The sequence below is a fragment of the Streptomyces sp. NPDC022552 genome, assembly GCF_055561875.1.
Window position 1 is genome coordinate 440,741 of record NZ_JBVHGJ010000004.1, and the last position, 21,629, is coordinate 462,369.

A 21,629-nucleotide genomic window follows, 5' to 3' on the forward strand; every position below is an offset into this window, starting at 1 on the left:
CTCGTTTGTTCAGATCCTCCTTGGCCGCGAGGTGTGCCGTAGGCGAGGATCAGCCCTTATGGACCTGCTGAACACGCTGGTGGACAAGGGGCTGCGGCGCGAGCTGCCGAGCCGTGAAGAAGCGCTCGCCGTACTGGCGACCTCCGACGACGAACTGCTCGATGTGGTGGCCGCGGCGGGCAAGGTGCGCCGTCAGTGGTTCGGGCGGCGCGTGAAGCTGAACTATCTGGTCAATCTGAAGTCGGGGCTGTGTCCCGAGGACTGCTCGTACTGTTCCCAGCGGCTCGGCTCGACGGCCGGGATCCTCAAGTACAGCTGGCTGAAGCCGGACGAGGCGTCGCAGGCGGCCGCCGCCGGTGTCGCGGGCGGGGCGAAGCGGGTCTGCCTGGTGGCGAGCGGCCGCGGGCCGACGGACCGGGACGTGGACCGCGTCGGCAAGACCATCGAGGCGATCAAGGAGCAGAACGAGGGCGTCGAGGTCTGCGCGTGCCTCGGCCTGCTCTCCGACGGCCAGGCGGAGCGGCTGCGCGCGGCGGGCGCCGACGCGTACAACCACAACCTGAACACGTCCGAGGGGACGTACGGCGAGATCACCACCACCCACACGTACCAGGACCGGGTGGACACCGTGCAGAAGGCGCACGCCGCCGGCCTGTCGGCGTGCTCCGGACTGATCGCGGGCATGGGCGAGAGCGACGAGGACCTGGTCGACGTCGTCTACGCGCTGCGCGAGCTGGACTCGGACTCGGTGCCGGTGAACTTCCTGATCCCGTTCGAGGGCACACCGCTCGCGAAGGAGTGGAACCTCACCCCGCAGCGGTGTCTGCGGATCCTCGCGATGGTGCGGTTCGTCTGCCCGGACGTGGAGGTCCGGATCGCGGGCGGGCGCGAGGTGCACCTGCGCTCGATGCAGCCGCTCGCGCTGAACATCGCGAACTCGATCTTCCTCGGCGACTACCTGACCAGCGAGGGCCAGGCCGGCAAGGCGGACCTCGACATGATCGCGGACGCGGGCTTCGAGGTGGAGGGCGCGGGCACGACGACGCTGCCCAAGCACCGCGCGGACGCGCTCGCGGAGGCGGGTGCCGCTGCGGCCGGCGGCTGCGGCTCCACGGCGTCGGCGGGCGGGGGCTGCGGCTCGCACGCCGAGGCGGGTGGCGGCTGCGGTTCGCATGCCGAGGCGGGTGGCGGCTGCGGGCCGTGCGGCGGCCACGCGCCGGTCGCCGGGACGGCCCCGGAGGCGGGCCCGGAGTCCGAGAGCGCCGCCGAGGGCGTGCCGGGGGCGCGTACGGACCTGGTGGCGGTACGCCGTCGCGGCGCCGGGACGGAGCTCGCGCCGAATGCGTAACGACGAACTGCTCGCCCTGGACCGGGCGCACGTCTGGCATCCGTACGGCCCCATGCCGGGCCGTACGGATCCGATGGTCGTCGCGTCCGCGTCCGGGGTGCGGCTCCAGCTCGCCGAACCCGTCCACGGACAGGGCGAGTTGATCGACGGCATGTCCTCGTGGTGGTCCGCGATCCACGGCTACAACCACCCCGTGCTCAACGAGGCGGCGCACGGTCAGCTGGACCGGATGAGTCACGTCATGTTCGGCGGACTCACCCACGAGCCGGCCGTCCGGCTCGCCACGCGCCTGGTGGAGATCACCCCTGAGCCGCTCCAGCACGTCTTCCTCAGCGACTCCGGCTCGGTCTCCGTCGAGGTCGCGGCGAAGATGTGTCTGCAGTACTGGCGGTCGGTGGGCAAGCCCGGCAAGCAGCTGCTGATGACGTGGCGCGGCGGGTACCACGGGGACACCTGGCAGCCGATGTCGCTGTGCGACCCCGAGGGCGGGATGCACCAGCTGTGGTCGGGCGTGCTCCAGCGCCAGGTCTTCGTCGACGCGCCACCGGCCGCGTACGAGGAGTCGTACGCCGACATGCTGCGGGAGCAGATCGCGCTCCACGCGGACGAGGTCGCCGCGGTGATCGTGGAGCCGGTGGTGCAGAACGCGGGCGGGATGCGGTTCCACCCGCCCGAGTACCTGCGGGTGCTGCGCGAGGCGTGCGACGAGCACGGAGTGCTCCTGATCTTCGACGAGATCGCGACCGGGTTCGGCCGCACGGGCACGCTGTTCGGCGCCGACCACGCGGGGATCTCGCCCGATGTGATGTGTGTGGGCAAGGCGCTGACCGGCGGCTATCTGTCGATGGCGGCGACGCTCTGCACGACGCGGATCGCCGAGGGGATCTCGCGCGGCGAGGTCCCGGTGCTCGCGCACGGGCCGACGTTCATGGGCAATCCGCTGGCCTCGGCGGTGGCCTGCGCGTCGATCGACCTGCTGATGTCCCAGGACTGGGCGCTGGAGGTCAAGCGGATCGAGACGGGTCTGCGCGAGGGCCTCGCGGACGCGGCCGCCCTGCCGGGTGTCCGGGAGGTACGGGTGCTCGGCGCGATCGGCGTGATCCAGCTGGACCACGACGTCGACATGGCCGCGGCGACGGAGGCGGCGGTCCGCGCGGGCGTCTGGCTGCGCCCGTTCCGCGACCTGATCTACACGATGCCGCCGTTCGTCACGGGCGACGACGACCTGGCCCGTATCTGCGCCGCGGCGCGCGCGGCGGCGACGGCGGGCTGAGGCCCGGGCGGGCGCCTTCCGGGGCGCCGGGCGACCGGTCCGTGTCCGGGCCCCCTCCGGGCCCGTGTCCGCCCCTCGGGGCGGGCTGCGGCCGTTGCCGTCCACGCGCCCCTGAGGGGCCAGTGTGGCCGGCGCACGAACACTCCGGCCCGTAGTCCGCCCTCGGGGCGGGCTGCGGGCCGGTTCACCAGACGGCCGGTCGCGTCCGGGGCCCCCTCGGGGGCTTCGGGTGCGGGTCGGTGCAGCGGATCACCCCGCGGCCCCTGTGGGCGCGGGGACACAGAGAGGACTCGAGACACCATGACCGTCATCGTCGTCAGCGGTACGGGGACGGAGATCGGGAAGACGATCGTGACCGCCGCCGTGGCCGCCGTGGCCGCCGCTCAGGGGCGGTCGGTCGCCGTGCTCAAGCCCGCGCAGACCGGGCTCGCGCCCGGTGAGCGGGGAGACGCGGACGAGGTCGTACGGCTCTCCGGAGCGGCGGCCTCCGAGGAACTGGCGCGCTTTCCCGAGCCGTTGGCGCCCGCCACGGCCGCCCGGCGGGCCGGGATGGCGCCGGTCGGGCCGCGGGCGGTCGCCGAGGCGGCCGCGAAGCTGGCCACCGAGCACGATCTGGTGCTGGTCGAGGGCGCGGGCGGGCTCCTCGTCCGCTTCGACGACGAGGGCGGAACGCTGGCCGACGCGGCCCGGCTCCTCGGCGCCCCGGTGCTCGTCGTGACGCCCGCCGGGCTCGGCACGCTCAACACCACCCAGCTGACCGCCGAGGCGCTCGCGGCGCGCGGCATCGAGCAGCTGGGCGTGGTGATCGGCAGCTGGCCCGCCGTTCCGGACCTGGCCTCGCGCTGCAACGTGGCCGAACTGCCGGAGATGGCCGGCGCGCCGCTCCTCGGGGCCGTGCCGGAGGGCGCGGGCGCGCTGGACCCGGCGGAGTTCCGGGCGCGGGCGGGCGCATGGCTGGCCCCGGCGCTCGGGGGGTCCTGGGACGCCGGCACGCTCTGACGTCCGTAGGCTGGATCCATGCGCGCACACGTTTCGGAGATCGTTTTCGACTGCGCCGATCCGGCGGGTCTCGTACGGTTCTGGGCCGCGATCCTCGGCGGGGAGCCGGTCGACCGCGGCCCCGACTGGTCGTACGTCGAGCCGCCCGGGTTCGTACGGATCGCGTTCCAGCAGGTCCCCGAGGGCAAGGCCGTGAAGAACCGGCTCCATCTGGATCTGGAGGCGCCGGAGCTCGACACGGCGGCCGACGAGGCCACCGCCCTCGGCGCGGCCCGGGTCGGCGGCGTCGTCACGGACCCGCAAGGGGCCTTTCAGGTGATGCGTGACCCGGAGGGCAACGAGTTCTGCTTCGTGTCGGGCTGAGACGGGCGGAACGGGGGCAGAATCCTTCCGTCCGTCCGCGTCTGCGACGTCGAGCGTCGGAGGAGGAGGTCCGCGATGTCATCGCGTTCCACCCGGGTCCCCCGGGATGCCGTCCACCATCCCCTTTTCGCGCGCTTCTACGCGCGGTTCAGCGTCTCGGCCGATACGAAGGGCGGAATCGGCCCCCTCCGTACGGAACTGCTGACGGGCCTCTCCGGCCGGGTGATCGAGATCGGCGCCGGGAACGGACTGAACTTCACGCACTACCCCGGCGCCGTGTCCGAGGTCGTGGCCATCGAACCGGAGCGCCATCTGCGGCAGTTGGCGGCGGAGGCCGCCCTGCGCGCCGACGTGCCCGTGGACGTCGTCCCGGGCGCGGCGGAGGCGCTGCCGGTGAAGAGCGAGGCCTTCGACGCGGCGGTCGCCTCACTGGTGCTGTGCACCGTACGGGATGTCCACCGGGCACTCGCCGAGCTGCACCGCGTCCTGCGTCCGGGCGGCGAACTCCGCTTCTTCGAGCACGGGTTGGCGCCGTCCCCCGGAATGGCCCGGGCTCAGCGCGCCCTGGACCGCACGGTGTGGCCGCGGCTGTTCGGCGGCTGCCACACGGCCCGGGACCCACTGGCGGCGATCGAGGCGGCAGGCTTCGAGCCCGTCACGTACCGCCACTTCGACGTACCGGAGAACGGGCCCCGGCTCCCCTCCTCGTACTGCGTGCTGGGCACGGCGCGCAAGGTCTGAGGAGCCGTCGGCTCAGCGGCTCCACTGGCGCAGCTCGTCCGCGATGACCCGTACGTCGGCCTCGCCCCTCTTCACCAAGCGGGCCAGATCCCGCACCTGTTCGGGCGAGGTGACGACCTTCAGGCCGCTGGCGACCAGGTAGCCGTAGGCGACGGCGGAGGCGAACATGGCGTTGGAGTGCTCCAACGCCGGTACGTGCAGCAGCAGTTGGAGGAGGGCGGCGGCGCGGGCGTGCGGGTCGCTGTACACGGGCACGCCGAAGATCTCGGCGTCGTGCCGGCCGACGGCGGCGACGAGCGCACCCCAGTCGGTGACCTGGGGGTCGCCGGGCGTCTGGTGTTCGGCCACCATGAGCAGCCAGGAGAGGTCGACCGTGAGGCTCATGCGGTGCGGTCGCGCTCCGTGCCGAACTCCTCGGCGAACACGGCTTCGTACTGCTTCATGAAGTCGGCCGCGGCCTCGACGAAGGCGCGCCCGGACTCCCCCGCGTCCTGCTGGACGAGTTCCTCGATGTAGCGGTTGACGCTCATGCCGCGTTGCTGTGCCCGCCTGCGCGCGGTGTCGGCGGTGTTCTCGTCCACGCGTACGTTCAGCTGAGTCTTGGCCACACCACCACGCTAGCGCCGCCGCGCTAGCGCCGACAAGGGGAGCCGCCAGGGCGTCGCCCGAGCACCCCGCCTAGGCGCAGGACGGGCAGAGTCCCCGGTAGGTGACCTCGGCCTCGGACACCGCGAAGCCGAACCGCTCCCCCACCGGGAGGTCGGCCAGCGGGTCCCCGGTCGGGTGGACGTCGCGGATGGTGCCGCAGCGCGAGCACACCAGGTGATGGTGGGGGCTGTGCGTGTTCGGGTCGTAGCGCTTGGCCCGGCCGTCGGTGGAGACCTCGGCGACCTCACCGAGGGAGACCAGCTCGCCCAGCGTGTTGTAGACCGTCGCCCGGGAGATCTCGGGCAGCCGTTCCGCCGCGCGAACGTGCACCTCGTCGGCCGTGAGGTGCACATGGTCACCGTCGAGAACCTCGGCGACGACACGCCGCTGGGAGGTCATACGCCAGCCACGTCCTCGCAGTCGCTCCAGCAGGTCGCTCATTCGGTTCACCCATTCAGCTCGGACTTCGGCTCGGTCATCAGCTCCGACGTCGGGTCGGACTTCGGCGGCACGCGATGTTCACCCGGGGCGGCCGGACTCCCGATGCGATAGAGGATTGGCGGGCTTCTTGACTTGGACTCTGTCTATCGTAGGATCGATTCCGGCAATAGCCAAGGGACAACACGGCTCCGGACGGGCGACACGACCGCCTTCCCGGGGCGCCCCGGCTGAGCACCGCGATCCGCCCCGTCCGGAAGGATTCCCATGTCCGAGAACCACGATGCACTCGTCACCGACGCGAAAGCGGAGGGAGCGGGTGGCTGCCCGGTCGCGCACACCGCGCGCGCCGCGCACCCCACCCAGGGCGGCGGAAACCGCCAGTGGTGGCCGGAGCGGCTCAATCTGAAGATCCTCGCCAAGAACCCCGCCGTGGCGAACCCGCTCGGTGAGGAGTTCGACTACGCCGAGGCCTTCAAGGCGCTCGACCTGGCGGCCGTGAAGCAGGACATCGCGGAGGTCCTGACCACCTCCCAGGACTGGTGGCCCGCCGACTTCGGCCACTACGGCCCGCTCATGGTCCGTATGGCCTGGCACAGCGCCGGTACGTACCGCATCAGCGACGGCCGCGGTGGCGGCGGCACCGGTCAGCAGCGCTTCGCGCCGCTCAACAGCTGGCCGGACAACGGCAACCTCGACAAGGCCCGCCGTCTGCTGTGGCCGGTCAAGCAGAAGTACGGCCAGTCCATCTCCTGGGCCGACCTCATGATCCTCACCGGCAACGTCGCCCTGGAGACGATGGGCTTCGAGACCTTCGGCTTCGCCGGCGGCCGCGCCGACGTGTGGGAGCCCGACGAGGACGTGTACTGGGGCCCCGAGACCACATGGCTCGGCGACGAGCGCTACACGGGTGACCGCGAGCTGGAGAGCCCGCTCGGCGCGGTCCAGATGGGCCTCATCTACGTCAACCCCGAGGGCCCCAACGGCAACCCGGACCCGATCGCCGCGGCCCGCGACATCCGCGAGACGTTCCGCCGCATGGCGATGAACGACGAGGAGACCGTCGCCCTCATCGCCGGTGGCCACACCTTCGGCAAGGCCCACGGCGCCGGCCCGGCGGACAACGTCGGCGACGACCCCGAGGCCGCGCCGCTGGAGGCCCAGGGCCTCGGCTGGGCGAACACGTACGGCACCGGCAAGGGTGCCGACGCGATCACCAGTGGCCTCGAGGTCACCTGGACCACCACGCCCGCGCAGTGGGGCCACGACTTCTTCAAGCACCTCTTCGAGTACGAGTACGAGCTCACGAAGAGCCCGGCCGGTGCGCACCAGTGGGTGGCGAAGAACGCCGAGGCGATCATCCCCGACGCCCACGACGCGTCGAAGAAGCACCTCCCGACGATGCTCACCACCGACCTGTCGCTCCGCTTCGACCCGGTCTACGAGCAGATCTCGCGGCGCTTCTACGAGAACCCGCAGGAGTTCACGGACGCCTTCGCCCGCGCCTGGTTCAAGCTGACCCACCGTGACCTGGGCCCGGTCGTGCGCTACCTCGGCCCCGAGGTCCCGTCCGAGACGCTGCTGTGGCAGGACCCGCTGCCGGCGCGCGAGGGCGAGCTGATCGACGCGGCGGACATCGCCTCCCTCAAGGAGCAGGTCCTCGGCTCGGACCTCACGGTCACCCAGCTGGTCTCCACGGCCTGGGCCGCCGCCTCCTCCTTCCGCGGCAGCGACAAGCGGGGCGGCGCCAACGGCGCCCGTATCCGCCTGGAGCCGCAGCGCAACTGGGAGGTCAACAACCCGGACGAGCTGGCGCAGGTGCTGCGTACGCTCGAGGGCATCCAGGCGTCCTTCAACTCCGCGGGCGGCAAGCAGGTCTCGCTGGCCGACCTGATCGTGCTCGCGGGCTCCGCGGCCGTCGAGAAGGCGGCCAAGGACGGCGGCTTCGACGTCGAGGTGCCGTTCACGCCGGGCCGTGTCGACGCCGCGCAGGAGCAGACGGACGTCGAGTCGTTCGCCGCGCTCGAGCCGGCCGCCGACGGCTTCCGCAACTACGTCGGCAAGGGCAACCGCCTGCCGGCCGAGTACCTGCTGGTCGACAAGGCGAACCTGCTGACCCTCAGCGCGCCCGAGCTGACGGTCCTCGTCGGTGGTCTGCGCGTCCTGGGCGCCAACCACGGCCAGTCCAAGCACGGCGTCCTCACCGACAGGCCGGGCACGCTGTCCAACGACTTCTTCGTCAACCTGCTCGACCTCGGCACGGCGTGGAAGTCGACGTCCTCGGCGCAGGACGAGTTCGAGGGCCGCGACCTCGCCACCGGCGAGGTCAAGTGGACCGGCACCCGTGCCGACCTCGTCTTCGGCTCGAACTCCGAGCTGCGCGCGCTCGCCGAGGTCTACGCGAGCGCCGACGCCAAGGCGAAGTTCGTGAACGACTTCGTCGCGGCGTGGAACAAGGTCATGGAGCTGGACCGCTTCGACCTCGTCTGACGCGGAACCCGGGCCCCCTGATCGCGGGCCCCGGCTCTGAGGCCCCCGCCGTGATGTCCAGGCCTGCCCGTTCGGGCAGGCCTGGACTGCTCCGCGCCCACATCCCGAAACACGGTCGACGGACGGATGGAGCCGGTGGTGGGATGCGGCTCATGACCGAACCGCGCATCCGGGCCGCCGTGCCGGCCGACCTCGACGCCGTCCTCGCCTTCTGGAAGATCGCCGCCGAGGGCACCAGCATCAGCGACGACCGTGACGGGATCGAGCGGCTCGTCGCCCGCGACCCCGAGGCCCTGCTCCTCGCCGAGCGCGACGGCGAACTCGCCGGCACGGTGATCGCCGGCTTCGACGGGTGGCGCTGTCACCTCTACCGGCTCGCCGTGCACCCGGACCATCGCCGCCGGGGGGTGGGCGGCGCGCTGCTCGCGGCGGCGGAGGAACGTTTCGTACGGCTGGGTGGCCGACGCGCCGACGCGATGGTCCTCGACCACAATGAGCTCGGACAGCACGCCTGGCGGGCGGCGGCGTACGACCCCCAGCAGCAGTGGACCCGCTGGGTGAAGCCGCTGTCGAACGCCCCCCGTGGCTGAGAACGGCTTTGCCCGTCCTTTACCATGGGTGCCTTCAACCCCGCACGATCGAAAGGTGTGAGCGTCCGCCCATGGGCGAGCCTCCCAGTACCAAGCGAGCGATACCTCTGTCCGTGACTGATCATGGAACGGAGGTGAACCGATGATCGAAGTGCTTCTGCTCGTGGTGGCGCTGCTGCTCTCGCTGGCGTGCGGCGCCTTCGTGGCGGCCGAGTTCTCGCTCACCACGGTCGAACGCTCCGAGCTCGAGAAGGCCGTCGAGCGGGAGGAGCGGGGTGCGTCGAGCGCCCTCAAGGCCGTCAAGTCGCTCACCTTCCAGCTCTCCGGCGCTCAGCTCGGCATCACCGTCACCAACCTGATCGTCGGCATGCTCGCCGAGCCGTCGATCGCCAAGCTGATCCGCGGCCCGGTCGAGGCCCTCGGCCTCTCCCCCTCGGTCGCCTCATCGATCGCCCTCGTCCTCGGCACCGCCCTGTCGACCGTCGTCCTGATGGTCGTCGGCGAGCTGGTCCCCAAGAACTGGGCCATCTCCTCGCCGCTGACGATCGCGAAGCGGGTGGCGACCCCCATGCGGATCTTCACCGCCGCCTTCAAGCCGCTGATCAGCCATCTCAACAACACCGCCAACCGGATCCTGCGCCGGCTCGGCATGGAGCCGACCGAGGAGCTGGCCTCCGCCCGCTCCCCGCAGGAGCTGGTGGCGCTGGCCCGCCACTCCGCCAAGCAGGGCGCCCTCGAGGCAGACACCGCGGAGCTGTTCGTCCGGACCCTCAGGCTGGCCGAGCTGACCGCGGAGAACGTGATGACCCCGCGCGTGCAGGTCACGGCCCTCGACGTGCAGGCCACGGCCGAGGACGTCGCCAACGCGACCCGCGCGACCGGCCTGTCCCGTTTCCCGGTCTACCGCGGCAGCCTGGACTCCGTCGTCGGCATCGCCCACATCAAGGACGTGCTGGCGATACCGGCCGACGAGCGGCGCCGCCGGCGCATCGGGGACATGCTGCGCCAGCCGCTGCTGGTCCCGGAGACGCTGACCGTGGACCGGCTCCTGGACCGGCTGTCCGGCAAGCAGACCATGGCCGTCGTCATCGACGAGTACGGCGGTACGGCCGGCGTCGCGACGCTGGAGGACATCGTCGAGGAGGTCGTCGGCGAGGTGCGCGACGAACACGATCCGCACGAGACCCCCGACCTGGCACGGGCGGGCGTGGACGCGGACGGGCGCGAGCTCTGGTCCGCCGACGGCGCCGCGCGCACCGACCAGCTGGAGGCGATCGGCCTGCGCGTGCCGGACGGACCGTACGAGACCCTGGCCGGGGTCATCGCCAACGAGCTGGGCCGGATCCCGTCGGTCGGTGACCGGGTGGAGCTGGCCGGCTGGCGCCTCGACGTGGTCGACGCGTCCGGACGCCGGGCCGCGCGGGTGCTGATGCACGTGCCGCCGCTCGAAGAGTCCGGCACGACCCAGGAGGCGGGCCGATGACCGCGATCCAGTTGCTCATCGGTGCGCTGACGCTGGTCGTCAACGCGTTCTTCGTCGGCGCGGAGTTCGCCCTGATCTCCGTACGCCGCAGTCAGATCGAGCCCGAGGCGGAGGCCGGCAACCGGCGGGCGCGCAGCGTCATCTGGGGCCTGGAACACGTCTCGGCGCTGCTCGCCGCGGCGCAGCTCGGCATCACACTGTGCACGCTGGTGCTCGGCATCGTCGCCGAGCCGGCCATCGCGCACCTGCTCGAACCGGTCTTCGACGCGATCGGCGTTCCGCACGGTCTGGTGCACCCGATCTCGTTCGTGATCGCACTCTCCGTGGCGACGTATCTGCACATGCTGCTGGGCGAGATGGTCCCCAAGAACATCGCGCTCGCCGAGCCGACCCGCTCGGCACTGGCCCTCGGCCCGCCGCTGGTCGCGATCGCCCGGGCGCTGCGCCCGGTGATCTTCGCGATCAACGCCTTCGCCAACGCACTCCTGAAGCTGATGCGGGTGGAGGTGAAGGACGAGGTCTCGGCCACGTTCTCGGACGCCGAGCTGGCCCGGATGGTGACCGACGCGGGCGTCGCCGGTCTGCTCGACGACCGTGCGGCGGAGCGGCTGCACGACGCCCTGGAGCTGGGTCGCCGACCGGTGCGGGACGTCGTCATGCCGGTCGAGAAGGTCGTGTACGCGGCGGTCGGGACGACGCCCGAGGAGCTGGAGGCCCTCTCCGCGGAGTCGGGCTTCTCCCGCTTCCCGGTGGTCGACTCGGGCCGCCGGATCCTGGGCTATCTCCATGTGAAGGACGCCCTCGACGCGACCCCGCGCGACCTGCCCTTCCCGGTCTCGGCCATGCGGCCGATCGCCCGGGTCCGGGCGGCCACGCCGATGGACGACGTCCTGACGGCGATGCGCCGCAGCCGTACGCACCTGGCGGCGGTCCTGGACGAGGACGGCAAGCTGGCCGGTCTGGTCACGATGGAGGACGTGCTGCGGGAGCTGGTCGGACGGCAGACAGCGCCGTAGGACGCCGGGAAGCCGTGGTCAGTGGGGCCCCGGAGCGCGTCCAGCGCTCCGGGGCCCCGTCGTGTCGTCGCCTCGCCGCCGCCCGCGGCCCCCTCCCGGGCTCAGGAGGAACGCGCGCATACCGCGCGGTATGATCTCTTCCGCCATGGAGATGAATGCCACCTACACCAGTCTTGTCGCGGTCGGGGACAGTTTCACCGAGGGCATGTCGGACCGACTGCCCGACGGTACCTACCGGGGGTGGGCCGACCTCCTCGCGGCGCGCCTCGCCGCCCGCACCCCCGACTTCCGTTACGCCAACCTCGCCGTCCGGGGCAAGCTCATCGGCCAGATCGTCGAGGAGCAGGTGGACCGGGCCGCCGAGATGAAGGCGGACGTCGTGACCCTGGTCGGCGGCCTGAACGACACCCTGCGGCCGAAAGTCGACATGGGGCGGGTACGGGGCCTGCTCACCGAGGCCGTCGAGAAGCTGGCACCCTCCTGCGGGCAGCTGGTCCTGATGCGCAGCCCGGGCCGCAACGGACCCGTGATGGAACGTTTCCGGCCCCGTATGGAGGAGCTCTTCGGGTACGTCGACGAGCTCGCCGCCCGCCATGGCGCCCTGGTGGTCGACCTCTACGGGGCACCCGCGCTCGGCGACCCGCGCCTGTGGGACGTCGACCGGCTCCACCTCACCGGCGAGGGGCACCGGCGGGTGGCCGAGGCCGTGTGGCAGGCGCTCGGGCTCGCGCCCGAGGCCGACTGGCGGACACCGCTGCCGTCGGCCCTGCCCCCGCGCTGGGTGACCCGCCGCGTCGCGGACGCGCAGTTCGCGAGGGAGCACCTCGGCCCCTGGATAGGACGGCGCCTGACCGGCCGGTCCTCGGGCGACGGCCGCCCGGCGAAGCGGCCGGAGCTGCTCCCGTACGAGCCGCCGAGCGCCTGACCCGACGCGCGCGTGACGGGCGTCTCGTAGTAAGAGACAAACCCGGCCGTGGCGCTGGCCTGCAGAAACCGCCAGTAGAATCTGTCCACGTGACTGCTGTGACTGCGAAGCCCCGTATCCCCAACGTCCTGGCCGGCCGCTACGCCTCCGCGGAGCTCGCCGTCCTCTGGTCCCCCGAGCAGAAGGTGAAGCTGGAGCGTCAGCTGTGGCTCGCCGTACTGCGTGCTCAGAAGGACCTCGGGATCGAGGTTCCGGACGCCGCCCTCGCCGACTACGAGCGCGTGCTCGACCAGGTCGACCTCGGCTCCATCGCCGAGCGCGAGAAGGTCACCCGGCACGACGTGAAGGCCCGGATCGAGGAGTTCAACGCCCTCGCCGGACACGAGCACGTCCACAAGGGCATGACGTCGCGCGACCTCACCGAGAACGTCGAGCAGCTGCAGATCCGGCTCTCGCTGGAGCTGATGCGGGACCGCACGGTCGCCGTCCTCGCCCGGCTCGGCAAGCTGTCCGGCGAGTACGCCGAGCTCGTCATGGCCGGCCGCTCCCACAACGTCGCCGCCCAGGCCACCACCCTCGGCAAGCGCTTCGCCACGGCCGCCGACGAGCTGCTCGTCGCCTTCGGCCGCCTGGAGGAGCTCATCGCCCGCTATCCGCTGCGGGGCATCAAGGGCCCGGTCGGCACCGCGCAGGACATGCTGGACCTCCTCGGCGGCGACGCGGCCAAGCTCGCCGACCTGGAGCAGCGCATCGCCGGTCACCTCGGCTTCGCGCACGCCTTCACCTCCGTCGGCCAGGTCTACCCGCGCTCGCTCGACTACGACGTCGTCACCGGCCTGGTGCAGCTGGCCGCCGCGCCGTCCTCCATCGCCAAGACGATCCGTCTGATGGCCGGTCACGAGCTGGTGACCGAGGGCTTCAAGCCCGGTCAGGTCGGCTCCTCCGCGATGCCGCACAAGATGAACACCCGCTCCTGCGAGCGCGTCAACGGCCTCATGGTCATCCTGCGCGGGTACGCCTCGATGACCGGTGAGCTGGCGGGCGACCAGTGGAACGAGGGCGACGTGTCGTGCTCGGTGGTCCGCCGGGTCGCCCTGCCGGACGCGTTCTTCGCCCTGGACGGCCTGCTCGAGACCTTCCTGACCGTGCTCGACGAGTTCGGCGCGTTCCCGGCGGTCGTCGCGCGCGAGCTCGACCGGTACCTGCCGTTCCTGGCGACCACCAAGGTCCTCATGGGCGCCGTCCGCGCCGGGGTCGGCCGTGAGCTCGCCCACGAGGCCATCAAGGAGAACGCCGTCGCCTCCGCCCTCGCCATGCGCGAGCAGGGTGCCGAGCGCAACGAGCTCCTCGACAAGCTGGCCGCCGACGAGCGGATCCCGCTGGACCGCGCGCAGCTCGACGCCCTGATGGCGGACAAGCTGTCGTTCACCGGGGCCGCCGCCGACCAGGTCGCCGCCGTCGTCTCCCGCATCGAGGAGATCGTCAAGCAGCACCCGGAGGCCGCCGCGTACACCCCGGGGTCGATCCTCTGACCAGGTTCACGCCGCAGGAGCTGGAGGCCGCTCGCGACCGCGTCATCCCCGACGTGGTGGCGGGCGGCCTTTCGGTCCTCTTCTGCGGTATCAACCCGGGTCTGATGTCGGCGGCGACGGGCCACCACTTCGCGCGCCCCGGCAACCGGTTCTGGCCCGTGCTCGCCCGGTCCGGGTTCACGCCCCGTCTGCTGAAGCCGTCGGAGCAGGAGGAGCTGCTCGCGTACGGTCTCGGCATCACGAACGTGGTGGCGCGGGCGACCGCGCGCGCCGACGAGCTGAGCGCCGAGGAGTTCCGGGAGGGCGGCCGGCTGCTGACCGAGCGGGTGGAGCGGCTGCGTCCCCGCCTGCTCGCGGTGGTCGGCATCACGGCGTACCGGACGGCGTTCGGCGAGAAGCGCGCGGCCGTCGGGGAGCAGGAGCGGACGATCGGGGAGACCCGGATCTGGGTGCTGCCCAATCCGAGCGGGCTGAACGCGCACTGGACGGTGGGCGCGATGGCGGAGGAGTTCGCGCGGCTGCGTGAGGCGGCGGGGGTGCCGGACCGGCGGCCCGACGTCACGGCGGATCCACGTCCGTGACGCAGGCGAGGAGTCCGTGGCCGTCCTCGCCACGGCGCGTGAGTCCGAGCGCGATCCAGTGGGTGTCCACCCGCCAGAGCTGGATGTCGGGCACGGAGGCGCAGATCAGCGCCCACGGCTCCGGTATCTCCTCTCCCGCTCCGGCGCGGGCGAGCAGGGAGTAGAGGCTGACGAGCCGGGGCGGGCCCCACCGGGTTTCCAGGAGCAGGGCGAGGGCTTCCCGTTCCGCCTCCGCCTGCTCCTCGGTCGGCTCCTCGGCGGCTAACTCCGTGAGGTGGTAGCCCTCTTCGGGGAACGCGCGGGCGCGCAGCAGATCGAGGGCGGCGAGATGCTGGGCGAGCGTCATGGGTTCAGTAAACCGGCAGGCTCTGACAGCCGATGCTCCGTCAGGAGCCCGGTTCGCCACAGTGGAGTGCGGGCGGACCTCGCCGCACCTCTGTCCATTGAGTAACATCCGGCAGACATGCGCACGAGCTGGGAGGACACACGGTGGGGCGGCTGACCGGCGGGGATCCGTCGCTGCTGCGGCGGATCAATTCCGCGGTGGTACTCCATGCTCTGCGGGGCGCCGACGCGCTCACGCTCACGGACCTGACGCGGATCACCGGGCTGTCCCGGCCGACCGTCGAGGGCGTCGTGGAGGGGCTCATCGTCGGAGGTCTGGTCGTCGAGGCGGCGGCCGAGGAGGGCGAGGCGAGGCGACAGGGCCGGCCTGCCCGGAGGTTCCGCTTCCGGGCGGAGGCCGGGCATCTGCTGGGGATCGAGATCGGCCCGCACCGGGTCGCCGCGCTGCTCTCGGGTCTGGACGGCCGGATCATCGGCGCGGGGTCCCGTGACGTCTCGGAGACGGCTCCTGAGGACGAGCGCCTGGAACGGGTCCGTACGGTCGTGGCGGACGTGCTGCGCAGGGCCGGGGTCGCGCGGTCGAACCTGCGGGCGGTCGGCGTGGGTACGCCCGGGATCGTCGAGGCGGACGGCACGGTACGGCTCGGTACGGCGCTGCCCGGCTGGACGGGCCTTGCGCTCGGGGAGCGGCTGCGGCGGTCGTTCAAGTGCCCTGTGCTGGTGGAGAACGACGCCAACGCGGCGGCGGTCGCGGAGCACTGGAAGGGTGCGGCGACCGACTCCGACGACATCGTCTTCGTCCTGGCCGGGCTGAGCCCGGGTGCGGGATCGCTGATCGGCGGGCGTCTGCACCGGGGGTACGGCGGCGCGGCGGGCGAGATCGGCGCGCTGCATCTGCTGGGCCGGGGGGTCACGCCCGAGCACCTGCTGTCCACCACGGACGAGCCGCTTCATCCGCTGGACGAGCAGGCGGTGGCCGAGGTCTTCACGCTGGCCCGCGGGGGCGACGCCCGCGCGGAGGCGGCGGTGGAGCGCTTCACGCAGCGCCTGGTCCACGACGTGGCGGCGCTGGTCCTCGCGCTGGACCCCGAGCTGGTCGTGATCGGCGGCTGGGCGGCGGGCCTGGACGGTGTCCTGCAGCCCCTCCGCGACGAGCTGGCCCGGTTCTGCCTGCGCCCGCCCCGCGTGGTCCTGTCGATGCTGGGCGAGGCGGCGGTGGGCACGGGCGCGCTGCGACTGGCCCTGGACCACGTGGAGGAGCAGCTCTTCGCGGTGGAGGGCACGGCGACGGCCCGCCGCTGAGGGCGGCCGGGGCCGGCGCCCCGCGGCGGTCGGGACGGCGGGCCGCCGTGCGGGCGGGCGCGGGGCGTCGACAGCGGTGAGCCCGGGTGGGCCGCCGTGGCGGTCCCATCCGGGCTCGGCCGGTTACGAAGGTTTCGTCGGGGTCCCGTCAGGACGCCATCACCAGGTCGCCCGAGTCGCCGAAGGTCAGGCGGCAGGTGTCGGCGCGGTAGGTGGCCACCGAGACCGCGGCGGTGCGGCCCTCGGAGAGGTAGCGGGTCGTGACGACGAGGACCGGGGCGCCCGGAAGGCGGTCCAGTTCCTTGGCGTCGTCCGCGCGGGCCGAGCCGAGCTCCACGGCGCGGTCCTGTCCGTCCAGGGCGAGGCGCTGGAGTTCGCGCAGGACGCCACGGGCGCGGGCGGGGCCGGCCGGGGTGTCGATCGCGGTCAGGTCGGGGACCGAGGATGACGGCACGTACAGGAGCTCGGCCGCGACCGGCTGGCCGTGCGTGACGCGCAGCCGGCGCACGATGTGCACCTGCTCGTCGGGGCCGAGGTCCAGGAGCCGGGCGACGGCCGCGGGGGCGGTGTCGCGGCCGGAGTCCACGGACTGCCAGGTCTCTTCGGCTACGCCGGGCCAGACGTGCTGCGTCGTGGAGACGTCCACGCCCATGCGCGGCGGTGCGACGGTGGTACCGACACCGCGGCGGCGCTGCAGGCGGCCCTCCAGCTCCAGCTGCTCCAGTGCCTGGCGGAGCGTGGCCCGGGCGACGCCGAAACGCGCGGCCAGATCACGCTCGTTGGGCAGGATCTCACCGACGGCGAAGTCGGAGTCGAGTGCCTCGCCGATCACGGTCTTGAGGTGCCAGTACTTCGGCTCCGGAGCCGATTCCAGCTGCGTGGTCCCCACCCTGATCCTCCGCAATTCGCCGTGTCCCGCGGCGGTTTTCCGCGCCCTTGTTTATTAAAGGTTCCTGCACTAACTCTGCGACCATAAGGCGGCGCACGTACTTGGTCAAGACCAATCGTGACCCGGATGCCCCCGATTGCGGCCCTCTGACGTAGATCGTTCACAGGACGTTCGCACCGTTGTGTGCCGTGCGCAGCAAAGTGCCCCGCCTCCAGGGAGGAGACGGGGCACAGGGGCACGTTGCACGGTGCCTCTCGGCACCGGCGCAGGTCAGCCGGGGTCGACGGCGTGGAGCTTCTCGGGATTGCGCACGATGTAGACGCACTGGACGCGCCCGTCGCGCACCTCGATCTGGAAGACCGAGTCGGGCTTGCCGTCGGCGAGGGCCAGCAGTCCGGGTGCGCCGTTGACCTCCAGGAAGCGGAACTCGAAGGCCGCCTCGGCGCCCTGGGCGACGGCGATGAGGAAGCGGCCGACCTTGTCCGCGCTGTCGATGACCCGGAGGGGCGCCTTCGCCTTGCCGCCGCTGTCGCCGACGAGCCGGGCGTCCGGCGCGAGGAGGGCGAGGAGCTGTTCCAGGTCGCCGCCGGCCGCGGCGGCGAGGAAACGCTCGGTGAGGTCACGGCGTTCGGCCGGGTCGACGTCGTAGCGGGGCCTGCCCTCGTCGACATGGCGGCGGGCGCGGCCGGCGAGCTGGCGGACGGCGGCCTCGGAGCGGTCGAGCGCGGTGGCGATCTCCCCGTACGGGAAACCGAACGCCTCACGGAGCACGAAGACCGCGCGCTCCAGCGGCGAGAGGGATTCGAGGACGACGAGGACCGCGAGGGAGACGGAGTCGGCGAGCATCGCGCGCTCGGCGGTGTCGGGGACGGACGGCCCGAAGTCGGTGACGACGGGTTCGGGCAGCCAGGGCCCGACGTAGGACTCGCGGCGCGCCTGGACCTGGCGGAGCCGGTCGAGGGCCAGCCGGGTGGTGATCCGTACGAGATAGGCGCGCGGTTCGCGGACGTCGTCCCGGTCCGCGGAGGACCAGCGCAGCCATGCCTCCTGGACCACGTCCTCGGCGTCGGCGGCGCGGCCGAGCATGCGGTAGGCCACCCCGATGAGCATCGGCCGGTGTTCCTGGAAGACGTCGGTCAGCGTGTCGGTCACCACTCCCCCATCCCAGCCGACGCGCCGCGCTCTGTCCAGTTCCGTCCGCGCCCTTGAACTCGTATCTACTGAGCGGTAATTCTTGCTGACAGGGTGTCTAAGTCAAGGAGCAGACGTATGTCCGCACAGATCTCGTTCACGGTCCAGACCCCGGCGGGTCCAGGCACGGTCTCCGTGACGTACGAACGCAGGGGCGCCGGCGAGCCGCTCCTGTTGCTGCACGGCATCGGCCACCACTGGCAGGCGTGGGAGCCGGTGCTCGACATCCTGGCCACCGAGCGGGACGTCGTGGCCGTGGACCTGCCGGGCTTCGGCACCTCGCCCGCGCTGCCGGACGGCTGCGCGTACGACCTGTCGACGGTCGTTCCGGTCCTGGGCGCCTTCTGCGAGGCGCTCGGTCTCGAACGGCCGCACGTGGCGGGCAACTCGCTGGGCGGGCTGCTCGCCCTGGAGCTCGGCCGGGAGAAGCTCGTGCGGTCGGTCACCGCGCTCTCCCCGGCCGGGTTCTGGTCGGAGAGCGAACGGCGGTACGCCTTCGGGACGCTGCGCGCGATGCGGGCGGCCGCGCTGTCGATGCCGGTGCCTCTGATCGAGCGGCTGTCGCGCAGCGCCGCCGGGCGGATGGCGCTGACGAGCACCATCTACGCACGCCCCGGGCGCCGTTCACCCGAGGCGGTGGTCGCCGAGACGCTCGCGCTGCGGGAGGCCACCGGCTTCCGCCAGACCCTGGAGGCCGGCCGGACGGTGATGTTCGGCGACGACGTCACCGCGGTGCCCGTGACCGTGGCCTGGGGCACCCGCGACCGGCTGCTGCTGCGCCGCCAGGGCGTCCGTGCCAAGCAGACCGTCCCCGGGGCGCGGCTCGTCCGGCTGCCCGGCTGCGGGCACGTTCCGATGAGCGACGACCCGGCTCTCGTCGCCCGGGTGATCCTGGACGGCAGCCGCTGACGGCTTCCGGCGGGTGAAGAGCCCGGTACCGAGGGCCGCTCCGGCACCGACGAGGAGGCCGCCGGCGGCCTGCGGAAGGCCGAAGCCGCCGGTCGCGACGAGCGCCGCGGTCGCGGCCGCGGCGACCGGGATCGCGCCGGTGAAGAGGGTGGCGCGCTCCATGCCGATCCGCTGGACGCCCATGTAGAACAGGACGAACCCGACGACCGTGGCCAGGACGGCCTGCCACACCAGGGCGCCCGTCTCCACGGCCGTCGGCATCCGCAGGAACGCACCGCCGTCCACGGCGAGGCCGAGCAGCGCCGACTCGACGGCGGCGATCCCGCAGACGACGGCCGTCAGGAGCTTCGGCCCCAGGGGACGGAGCACCGGTACGGCGAGGACCGTGAACCCGACCTCGCCCGCCAGTGCTCCTACGGAGTAGGAGAGGCCCGCCAGGTCGGTGCGGCCCCAGCCATGGACGGTGAAGGCTCCGGCGGCCACCAGGAGCGCCCCGTAGAGGACTGGCCGGCTGGGCCTGCGTCCCTCCAGGAGGGGGACGATCACGGCCACGACGATCGGGGCGCAGCCCACGAGGACGCCGGGGACGGCAGGCTCGGCGGTACGTTCCGCGGCGAGGACCGCCAGGTTGAAGCCGACCATGCCGACGGCTGCGAGCACGGCGAGCCGGGTCCATCCGCGGGCCCCGAACCCCCGCAGCGGCTCGAGCCCGCCGGGGCCGAGCAGGGGCAGCAGGAGAAGGCAGGCGGCGCCGTAGCGCAGGGCCTGGCCGCCCGCGTACGGATAGTCGCCGAGAAGGCTGTTGGCGGTGAAGGAGGCGCCCACGAGGGCATAGGCGACGGTCACGAGGAGGGCTCCTCGCAGGGAGTTCGCGTTCATGCCTCCGACGCTAGGAAGCACGCCGGTCCGGTTTAAGGACCACTTTCCTCACGTCTTCGTGGACCACTTCGCTCCTTCCCCACGTCGGGGCAGCCTGACGGGAGGCAGGTCCTCCCGCTCATCCGAATTCATGATCACGTGCCGCCTCCTCGCGGTACTCTCCACCGCGCTGTGCCGAGCCGCGTGACCAGGGAGGGAGCCCCGCGCATGCAACCCACACCGGCCTGGGAGCTGTTGCTCCCCGCGGCCGCCGCACCGGCCCGGCGGCGCGGCCGGGCGCTTCAGGAGACGCTGCGGGAAGCGGTCCGCACCGGGCGGCTGACGGCCGGGACCCGGCTGCCGTCGAGCCGTGAACTGGCCGCCGATCTCGGGGTCTCGCGCGGCCTGGTGACGGAGGCGTACGAGCAGCTGACCGCCGAGGGGTACCTGCGCAGCGACCGCGGTTCGGGTACCTGGGTCGGGGAGGCGGTGCGGGCGGCCACGGACCGTGCGGGCGGCGACGCGGCGCCGCGCCCGCCAGGCGTACGGGTCGACTTCCGCCCCGGTACGCCCGACCTCGCGCTCTTCCCACGCGCGGCCTGGGCGTCGGCCCAGCGGTCGGTGCTGTCCTCGCTGCCCCACCGGGCGCTCGGCTACCCGGACCCGCGCGGGCTGCCGGAGCTGCGGACGGCGCTCGCGGGGATGCTCGCCCGCCGGCGCGGGGCGGTGGCCGATCCGGAACGGCTGGTGGTGTGTTCGGGGGTCGCCCAGGCGTCGACGCTGCTCGGCTTCGTGCTGCGGGCGCGGGGCCTGCGGACCGTCGGGATCGAGGACCCCGGCAGCCCGGAGCACGGGCGGCTGTTCGCCTCCACCGGCCTGGACACCCTGTGGCTGCCCGTGGACGAGGAGGGGCTGCGGCCCGGTCCGCTCACGGCGTCGGGGGTACGGGCGGTGGTGACGACCCCCTCCCACCAGTTCCCGACCGGGATCGCGTACTCGGCGGCGCGCCGGGCCGCGCTGCTCGACTGGGCGCGGGCGGTGGACGGGTACGTCCTGGAGGACGACTACGACGGCGACTTCCGCTACGACCGGGCTCCGGTCGGCGCGCTCCAGGGTCTCGATCCGGAGCGGGTCGTCTACGCCGGGTCGGTGAGCAAGTCGCTGGCCCCCGGGCTGCGGCTCGGCTGGATGCTCGTACCGCGGGAGCTGCTCGCCGAGGTCGTGGAGCGCAAGCGGACGATGGACCTCGGGAATCCGGCCCTGGACCAGGCGCTGCTGGCCGAGTTCGTGACGCGCGGGGCGTACGACCGGCAGCTGCGCCGCTGCCAGCGGGCGTACCGGGAGCGGCGGGACGCCCTGGTGACGGCGCTCACGGAGTCCTTCCCCGGTACGTCGGTGAGTGGCATCGCGGCCGGTCTGCACATCATCGCGCGCGTGCCGGAGCGCTACGGCCCCACGGCGCGTTTCGTGGCCCGTGCGGCGGGCGCGGGGGTGGCGCTGCGCCCCCTGGAGGACTTCGGCACGGCGCGGCCGAGGGACGGCGCGGTCCGGCTGGTCCTCGGCTACGCCCATCTGACGCCGTCCGAGATCGGGCGCGGAGTGCGCCTGGCGGCGGAGGCGTGCGGCGCGGCCCCCGGGCCCGGGCCGGCCGAGGGCGCACCTGGCCCGAACGGGGGGTGACTCCGGGGTGTTCACCCCGGGTTCGTGT

Annotated in this window: 21 protein-coding genes and 1 pseudogene; 15 read left to right on the forward strand and 7 right to left on the reverse strand. The window is 72.6% G+C overall.

All coding sequences use genetic code 11. From position 1 onward, the window contains the following. The first annotated feature begins 58 nt into the window (after positions 1-58). The 5 genes from bioB to ACZ3OF_RS15040 all read left to right on the forward strand — a co-directional run bounded on the left by bioB (position 59) and on the right by ACZ3OF_RS15040 (position 4,724). The gene (bioB, locus tag ACZ3OF_RS15020; RefSeq protein ID WP_361678219.1) at positions 59-1,348 is read left to right on the forward strand and encodes a biotin synthase BioB; all 1,290 of its coding nucleotides are present in this window, start codon (positions 59-61) and stop codon (positions 1,346-1,348) included. Then, complete coding sequence (locus tag ACZ3OF_RS15025; protein WP_361678216.1) at positions 1,341-2,621, forward strand: adenosylmethionine--8-amino-7-oxononanoate transaminase; 1,281 nt, start codon at positions 1,341-1,343, stop codon at positions 2,619-2,621. The genes bioB and ACZ3OF_RS15025 overlap by 8 nt, the downstream gene beginning before the upstream one ends. Before the next feature lie 300 nt (positions 2,622-2,921). Further along, the gene (bioD, locus tag ACZ3OF_RS15030; protein ID WP_361678213.1) at positions 2,922-3,620 is read left to right on the forward strand and encodes a dethiobiotin synthase; all 699 of its coding nucleotides are present in this window, start codon (positions 2,922-2,924) and stop codon (positions 3,618-3,620) included. An 18-nt stretch (positions 3,621-3,638) separates the two neighbouring features. Beyond that, on the forward strand, positions 3,639-3,983 hold the full coding sequence (locus tag ACZ3OF_RS15035; protein ID WP_361678210.1) for a VOC family protein: 345 nt from the start codon (positions 3,639-3,641) through the stop codon (positions 3,981-3,983). A 75-nt stretch (positions 3,984-4,058) separates the two neighbouring features. Then, positions 4,059-4,724 (forward strand): class I SAM-dependent methyltransferase, encoded by a 666-nt coding sequence (locus tag ACZ3OF_RS15040; RefSeq protein ID WP_361678207.1) that lies wholly within the window; start codon positions 4,059-4,061, stop codon positions 4,722-4,724. 12 nt (positions 4,725-4,736) lie between these two features. On the opposite strand, the gene ACZ3OF_RS15045 is transcribed toward ACZ3OF_RS15040, so the two are convergent. The 3 genes from ACZ3OF_RS15045 to ACZ3OF_RS15055 all read right to left on the reverse strand — a co-directional run bounded on the left by ACZ3OF_RS15045 (position 4,737) and on the right by ACZ3OF_RS15055 (position 5,813). Next, positions 4,737-5,108: a fic family toxin-antitoxin system, toxin component gene (locus tag ACZ3OF_RS15045; protein WP_361437663.1), complete on the reverse strand. Its 372-nt coding sequence runs from the start codon at positions 5,106-5,108 to the stop codon at positions 4,737-4,739. Further along, on the reverse strand, positions 5,105-5,332 hold the full coding sequence (locus ACZ3OF_RS15050; protein WP_361597563.1) for an antitoxin: 228 nt from the start codon (positions 5,330-5,332) through the stop codon (positions 5,105-5,107). The genes ACZ3OF_RS15045 and ACZ3OF_RS15050 overlap by 4 nt, the downstream gene beginning before the upstream one ends. A 70-nt stretch (positions 5,333-5,402) precedes the next feature. Then, complete coding sequence (locus ACZ3OF_RS15055) at positions 5,403-5,813, reverse strand: Fur family transcriptional regulator (RefSeq protein WP_361678204.1); 411 nt, start codon at positions 5,811-5,813, stop codon at positions 5,403-5,405. Positions 5,814-6,077: 264 nt separating this feature from the next. Between ACZ3OF_RS15055 and katG the strand changes: the two genes are divergently transcribed. The 7 genes from katG (at position 6,078) to mug (ending at position 14,427) form a co-directional block, all read left to right on the forward strand. Beyond that, on the forward strand, positions 6,078-8,300 hold the full coding sequence (katG, locus tag ACZ3OF_RS15060; protein WP_361678201.1) for a catalase/peroxidase HPI: 2,223 nt from the start codon (positions 6,078-6,080) through the stop codon (positions 8,298-8,300). A gap of 152 nt (positions 8,301-8,452) precedes the next feature. Continuing rightward, the gene (locus ACZ3OF_RS15065) at positions 8,453-8,890 is read left to right on the forward strand and encodes a GNAT family N-acetyltransferase (RefSeq protein WP_361678198.1); all 438 of its coding nucleotides are present in this window, start codon (positions 8,453-8,455) and stop codon (positions 8,888-8,890) included. A 142-nt stretch (positions 8,891-9,032) separates the two neighbouring features. Then, entirely contained in the window at positions 9,033-10,373 is a 1,341-nt protein-coding gene (locus tag ACZ3OF_RS15070; protein ID WP_361678196.1) for a hemolysin family protein, read from the forward strand. After that, a complete protein-coding gene (locus ACZ3OF_RS15075; RefSeq protein ID WP_361678194.1) occupies positions 10,370-11,389 on the forward strand; it encodes a hemolysin family protein in 1,020 nt (339 codons plus the stop codon). The genes ACZ3OF_RS15070 and ACZ3OF_RS15075 overlap by 4 nt, the downstream gene beginning before the upstream one ends. Before the next feature lie 145 nt (positions 11,390-11,534). After that, positions 11,535-12,314, forward strand: coding sequence for an SGNH/GDSL hydrolase family protein (locus ACZ3OF_RS15080; protein WP_361678191.1), 780 nt, complete (start codon positions 11,535-11,537; stop codon positions 12,312-12,314). A gap of 89 nt (positions 12,315-12,403) precedes the next feature. Beyond that, complete coding sequence (gene purB / locus ACZ3OF_RS15085) at positions 12,404-13,846, forward strand: adenylosuccinate lyase (protein ID WP_260227254.1); 1,443 nt, start codon at positions 12,404-12,406, stop codon at positions 13,844-13,846. Then, entirely contained in the window at positions 13,843-14,427 is a 585-nt protein-coding gene (gene mug / locus ACZ3OF_RS15090) for a G/U mismatch-specific DNA glycosylase (RefSeq protein ID WP_467304983.1), read from the forward strand. Before purB ends, mug begins: the two co-directional genes overlap by 4 nt. Here the strand turns inward: mug and ACZ3OF_RS15095 are convergent. Continuing rightward, positions 14,405-14,773 (reverse strand): hypothetical protein, encoded by a 369-nt coding sequence (locus ACZ3OF_RS15095; RefSeq protein WP_361678188.1) that lies wholly within the window; start codon positions 14,771-14,773, stop codon positions 14,405-14,407. The two genes, mug and ACZ3OF_RS15095, sit on opposite strands and share 23 nt — an antisense overlap. A 143-nt stretch (positions 14,774-14,916) precedes the next feature. Here ACZ3OF_RS15095 and ACZ3OF_RS15100 point away from each other — a divergent pair, with 143 nt between their 5' ends. Then, a complete protein-coding gene (locus ACZ3OF_RS15100) occupies positions 14,917-16,074 on the forward strand; it encodes an ROK family transcriptional regulator (protein WP_361678185.1) in 1,158 nt (385 codons plus the stop codon). Between the two features lie 148 nt (positions 16,075-16,222). Here ACZ3OF_RS15100 and ACZ3OF_RS15105 read toward each other — a convergent pair whose 3' ends face one another. Both ACZ3OF_RS15105 and ACZ3OF_RS15110 read right to left on the reverse strand, forming a co-directional pair. Further along, positions 16,223-16,963 carry a GntR family transcriptional regulator gene (locus ACZ3OF_RS15105; protein ID WP_361678182.1) on the reverse strand — a complete coding sequence of 247 codons (741 nt, stop codon included), beginning with the start codon at positions 16,961-16,963 and terminating at the stop codon, positions 16,223-16,225. Positions 16,964-17,233: 270 nt separating this feature from the next. Next, complete coding sequence (locus tag ACZ3OF_RS15110) at positions 17,234-18,118, reverse strand: RNA polymerase sigma-70 factor (protein WP_361678179.1); 885 nt, start codon at positions 18,116-18,118, stop codon at positions 17,234-17,236. A 114-nt stretch (positions 18,119-18,232) separates the two neighbouring features. Here ACZ3OF_RS15110 and ACZ3OF_RS15115 point away from each other — a divergent pair, with 114 nt between their 5' ends. Then, positions 18,233-19,063 carry an alpha/beta fold hydrolase gene (locus ACZ3OF_RS15115; RefSeq protein ID WP_467304883.1) on the forward strand — a complete coding sequence of 277 codons (831 nt, stop codon included), beginning with the start codon at positions 18,233-18,235 and terminating at the stop codon, positions 19,061-19,063. A gap of 522 nt (positions 19,064-19,585) precedes the next feature. On the opposite strand, the pseudogene ACZ3OF_RS15120 reads toward ACZ3OF_RS15115, so the two are convergent. After that, positions 19,586-19,942: pseudogene (locus ACZ3OF_RS15120) on the reverse strand (EamA family transporter); the annotation flags it as partial. A gap of 207 nt (positions 19,943-20,149) precedes the next feature. Here ACZ3OF_RS15120 and pdxR point away from each other — a divergent pair. After that, complete coding sequence (pdxR, locus tag ACZ3OF_RS15125; RefSeq protein ID WP_467304885.1) at positions 20,150-21,601, forward strand: MocR-like pyridoxine biosynthesis transcription factor PdxR; 1,452 nt, start codon at positions 20,150-20,152, stop codon at positions 21,599-21,601. Positions 21,602-21,629: the final 28 nt, after the last annotated feature.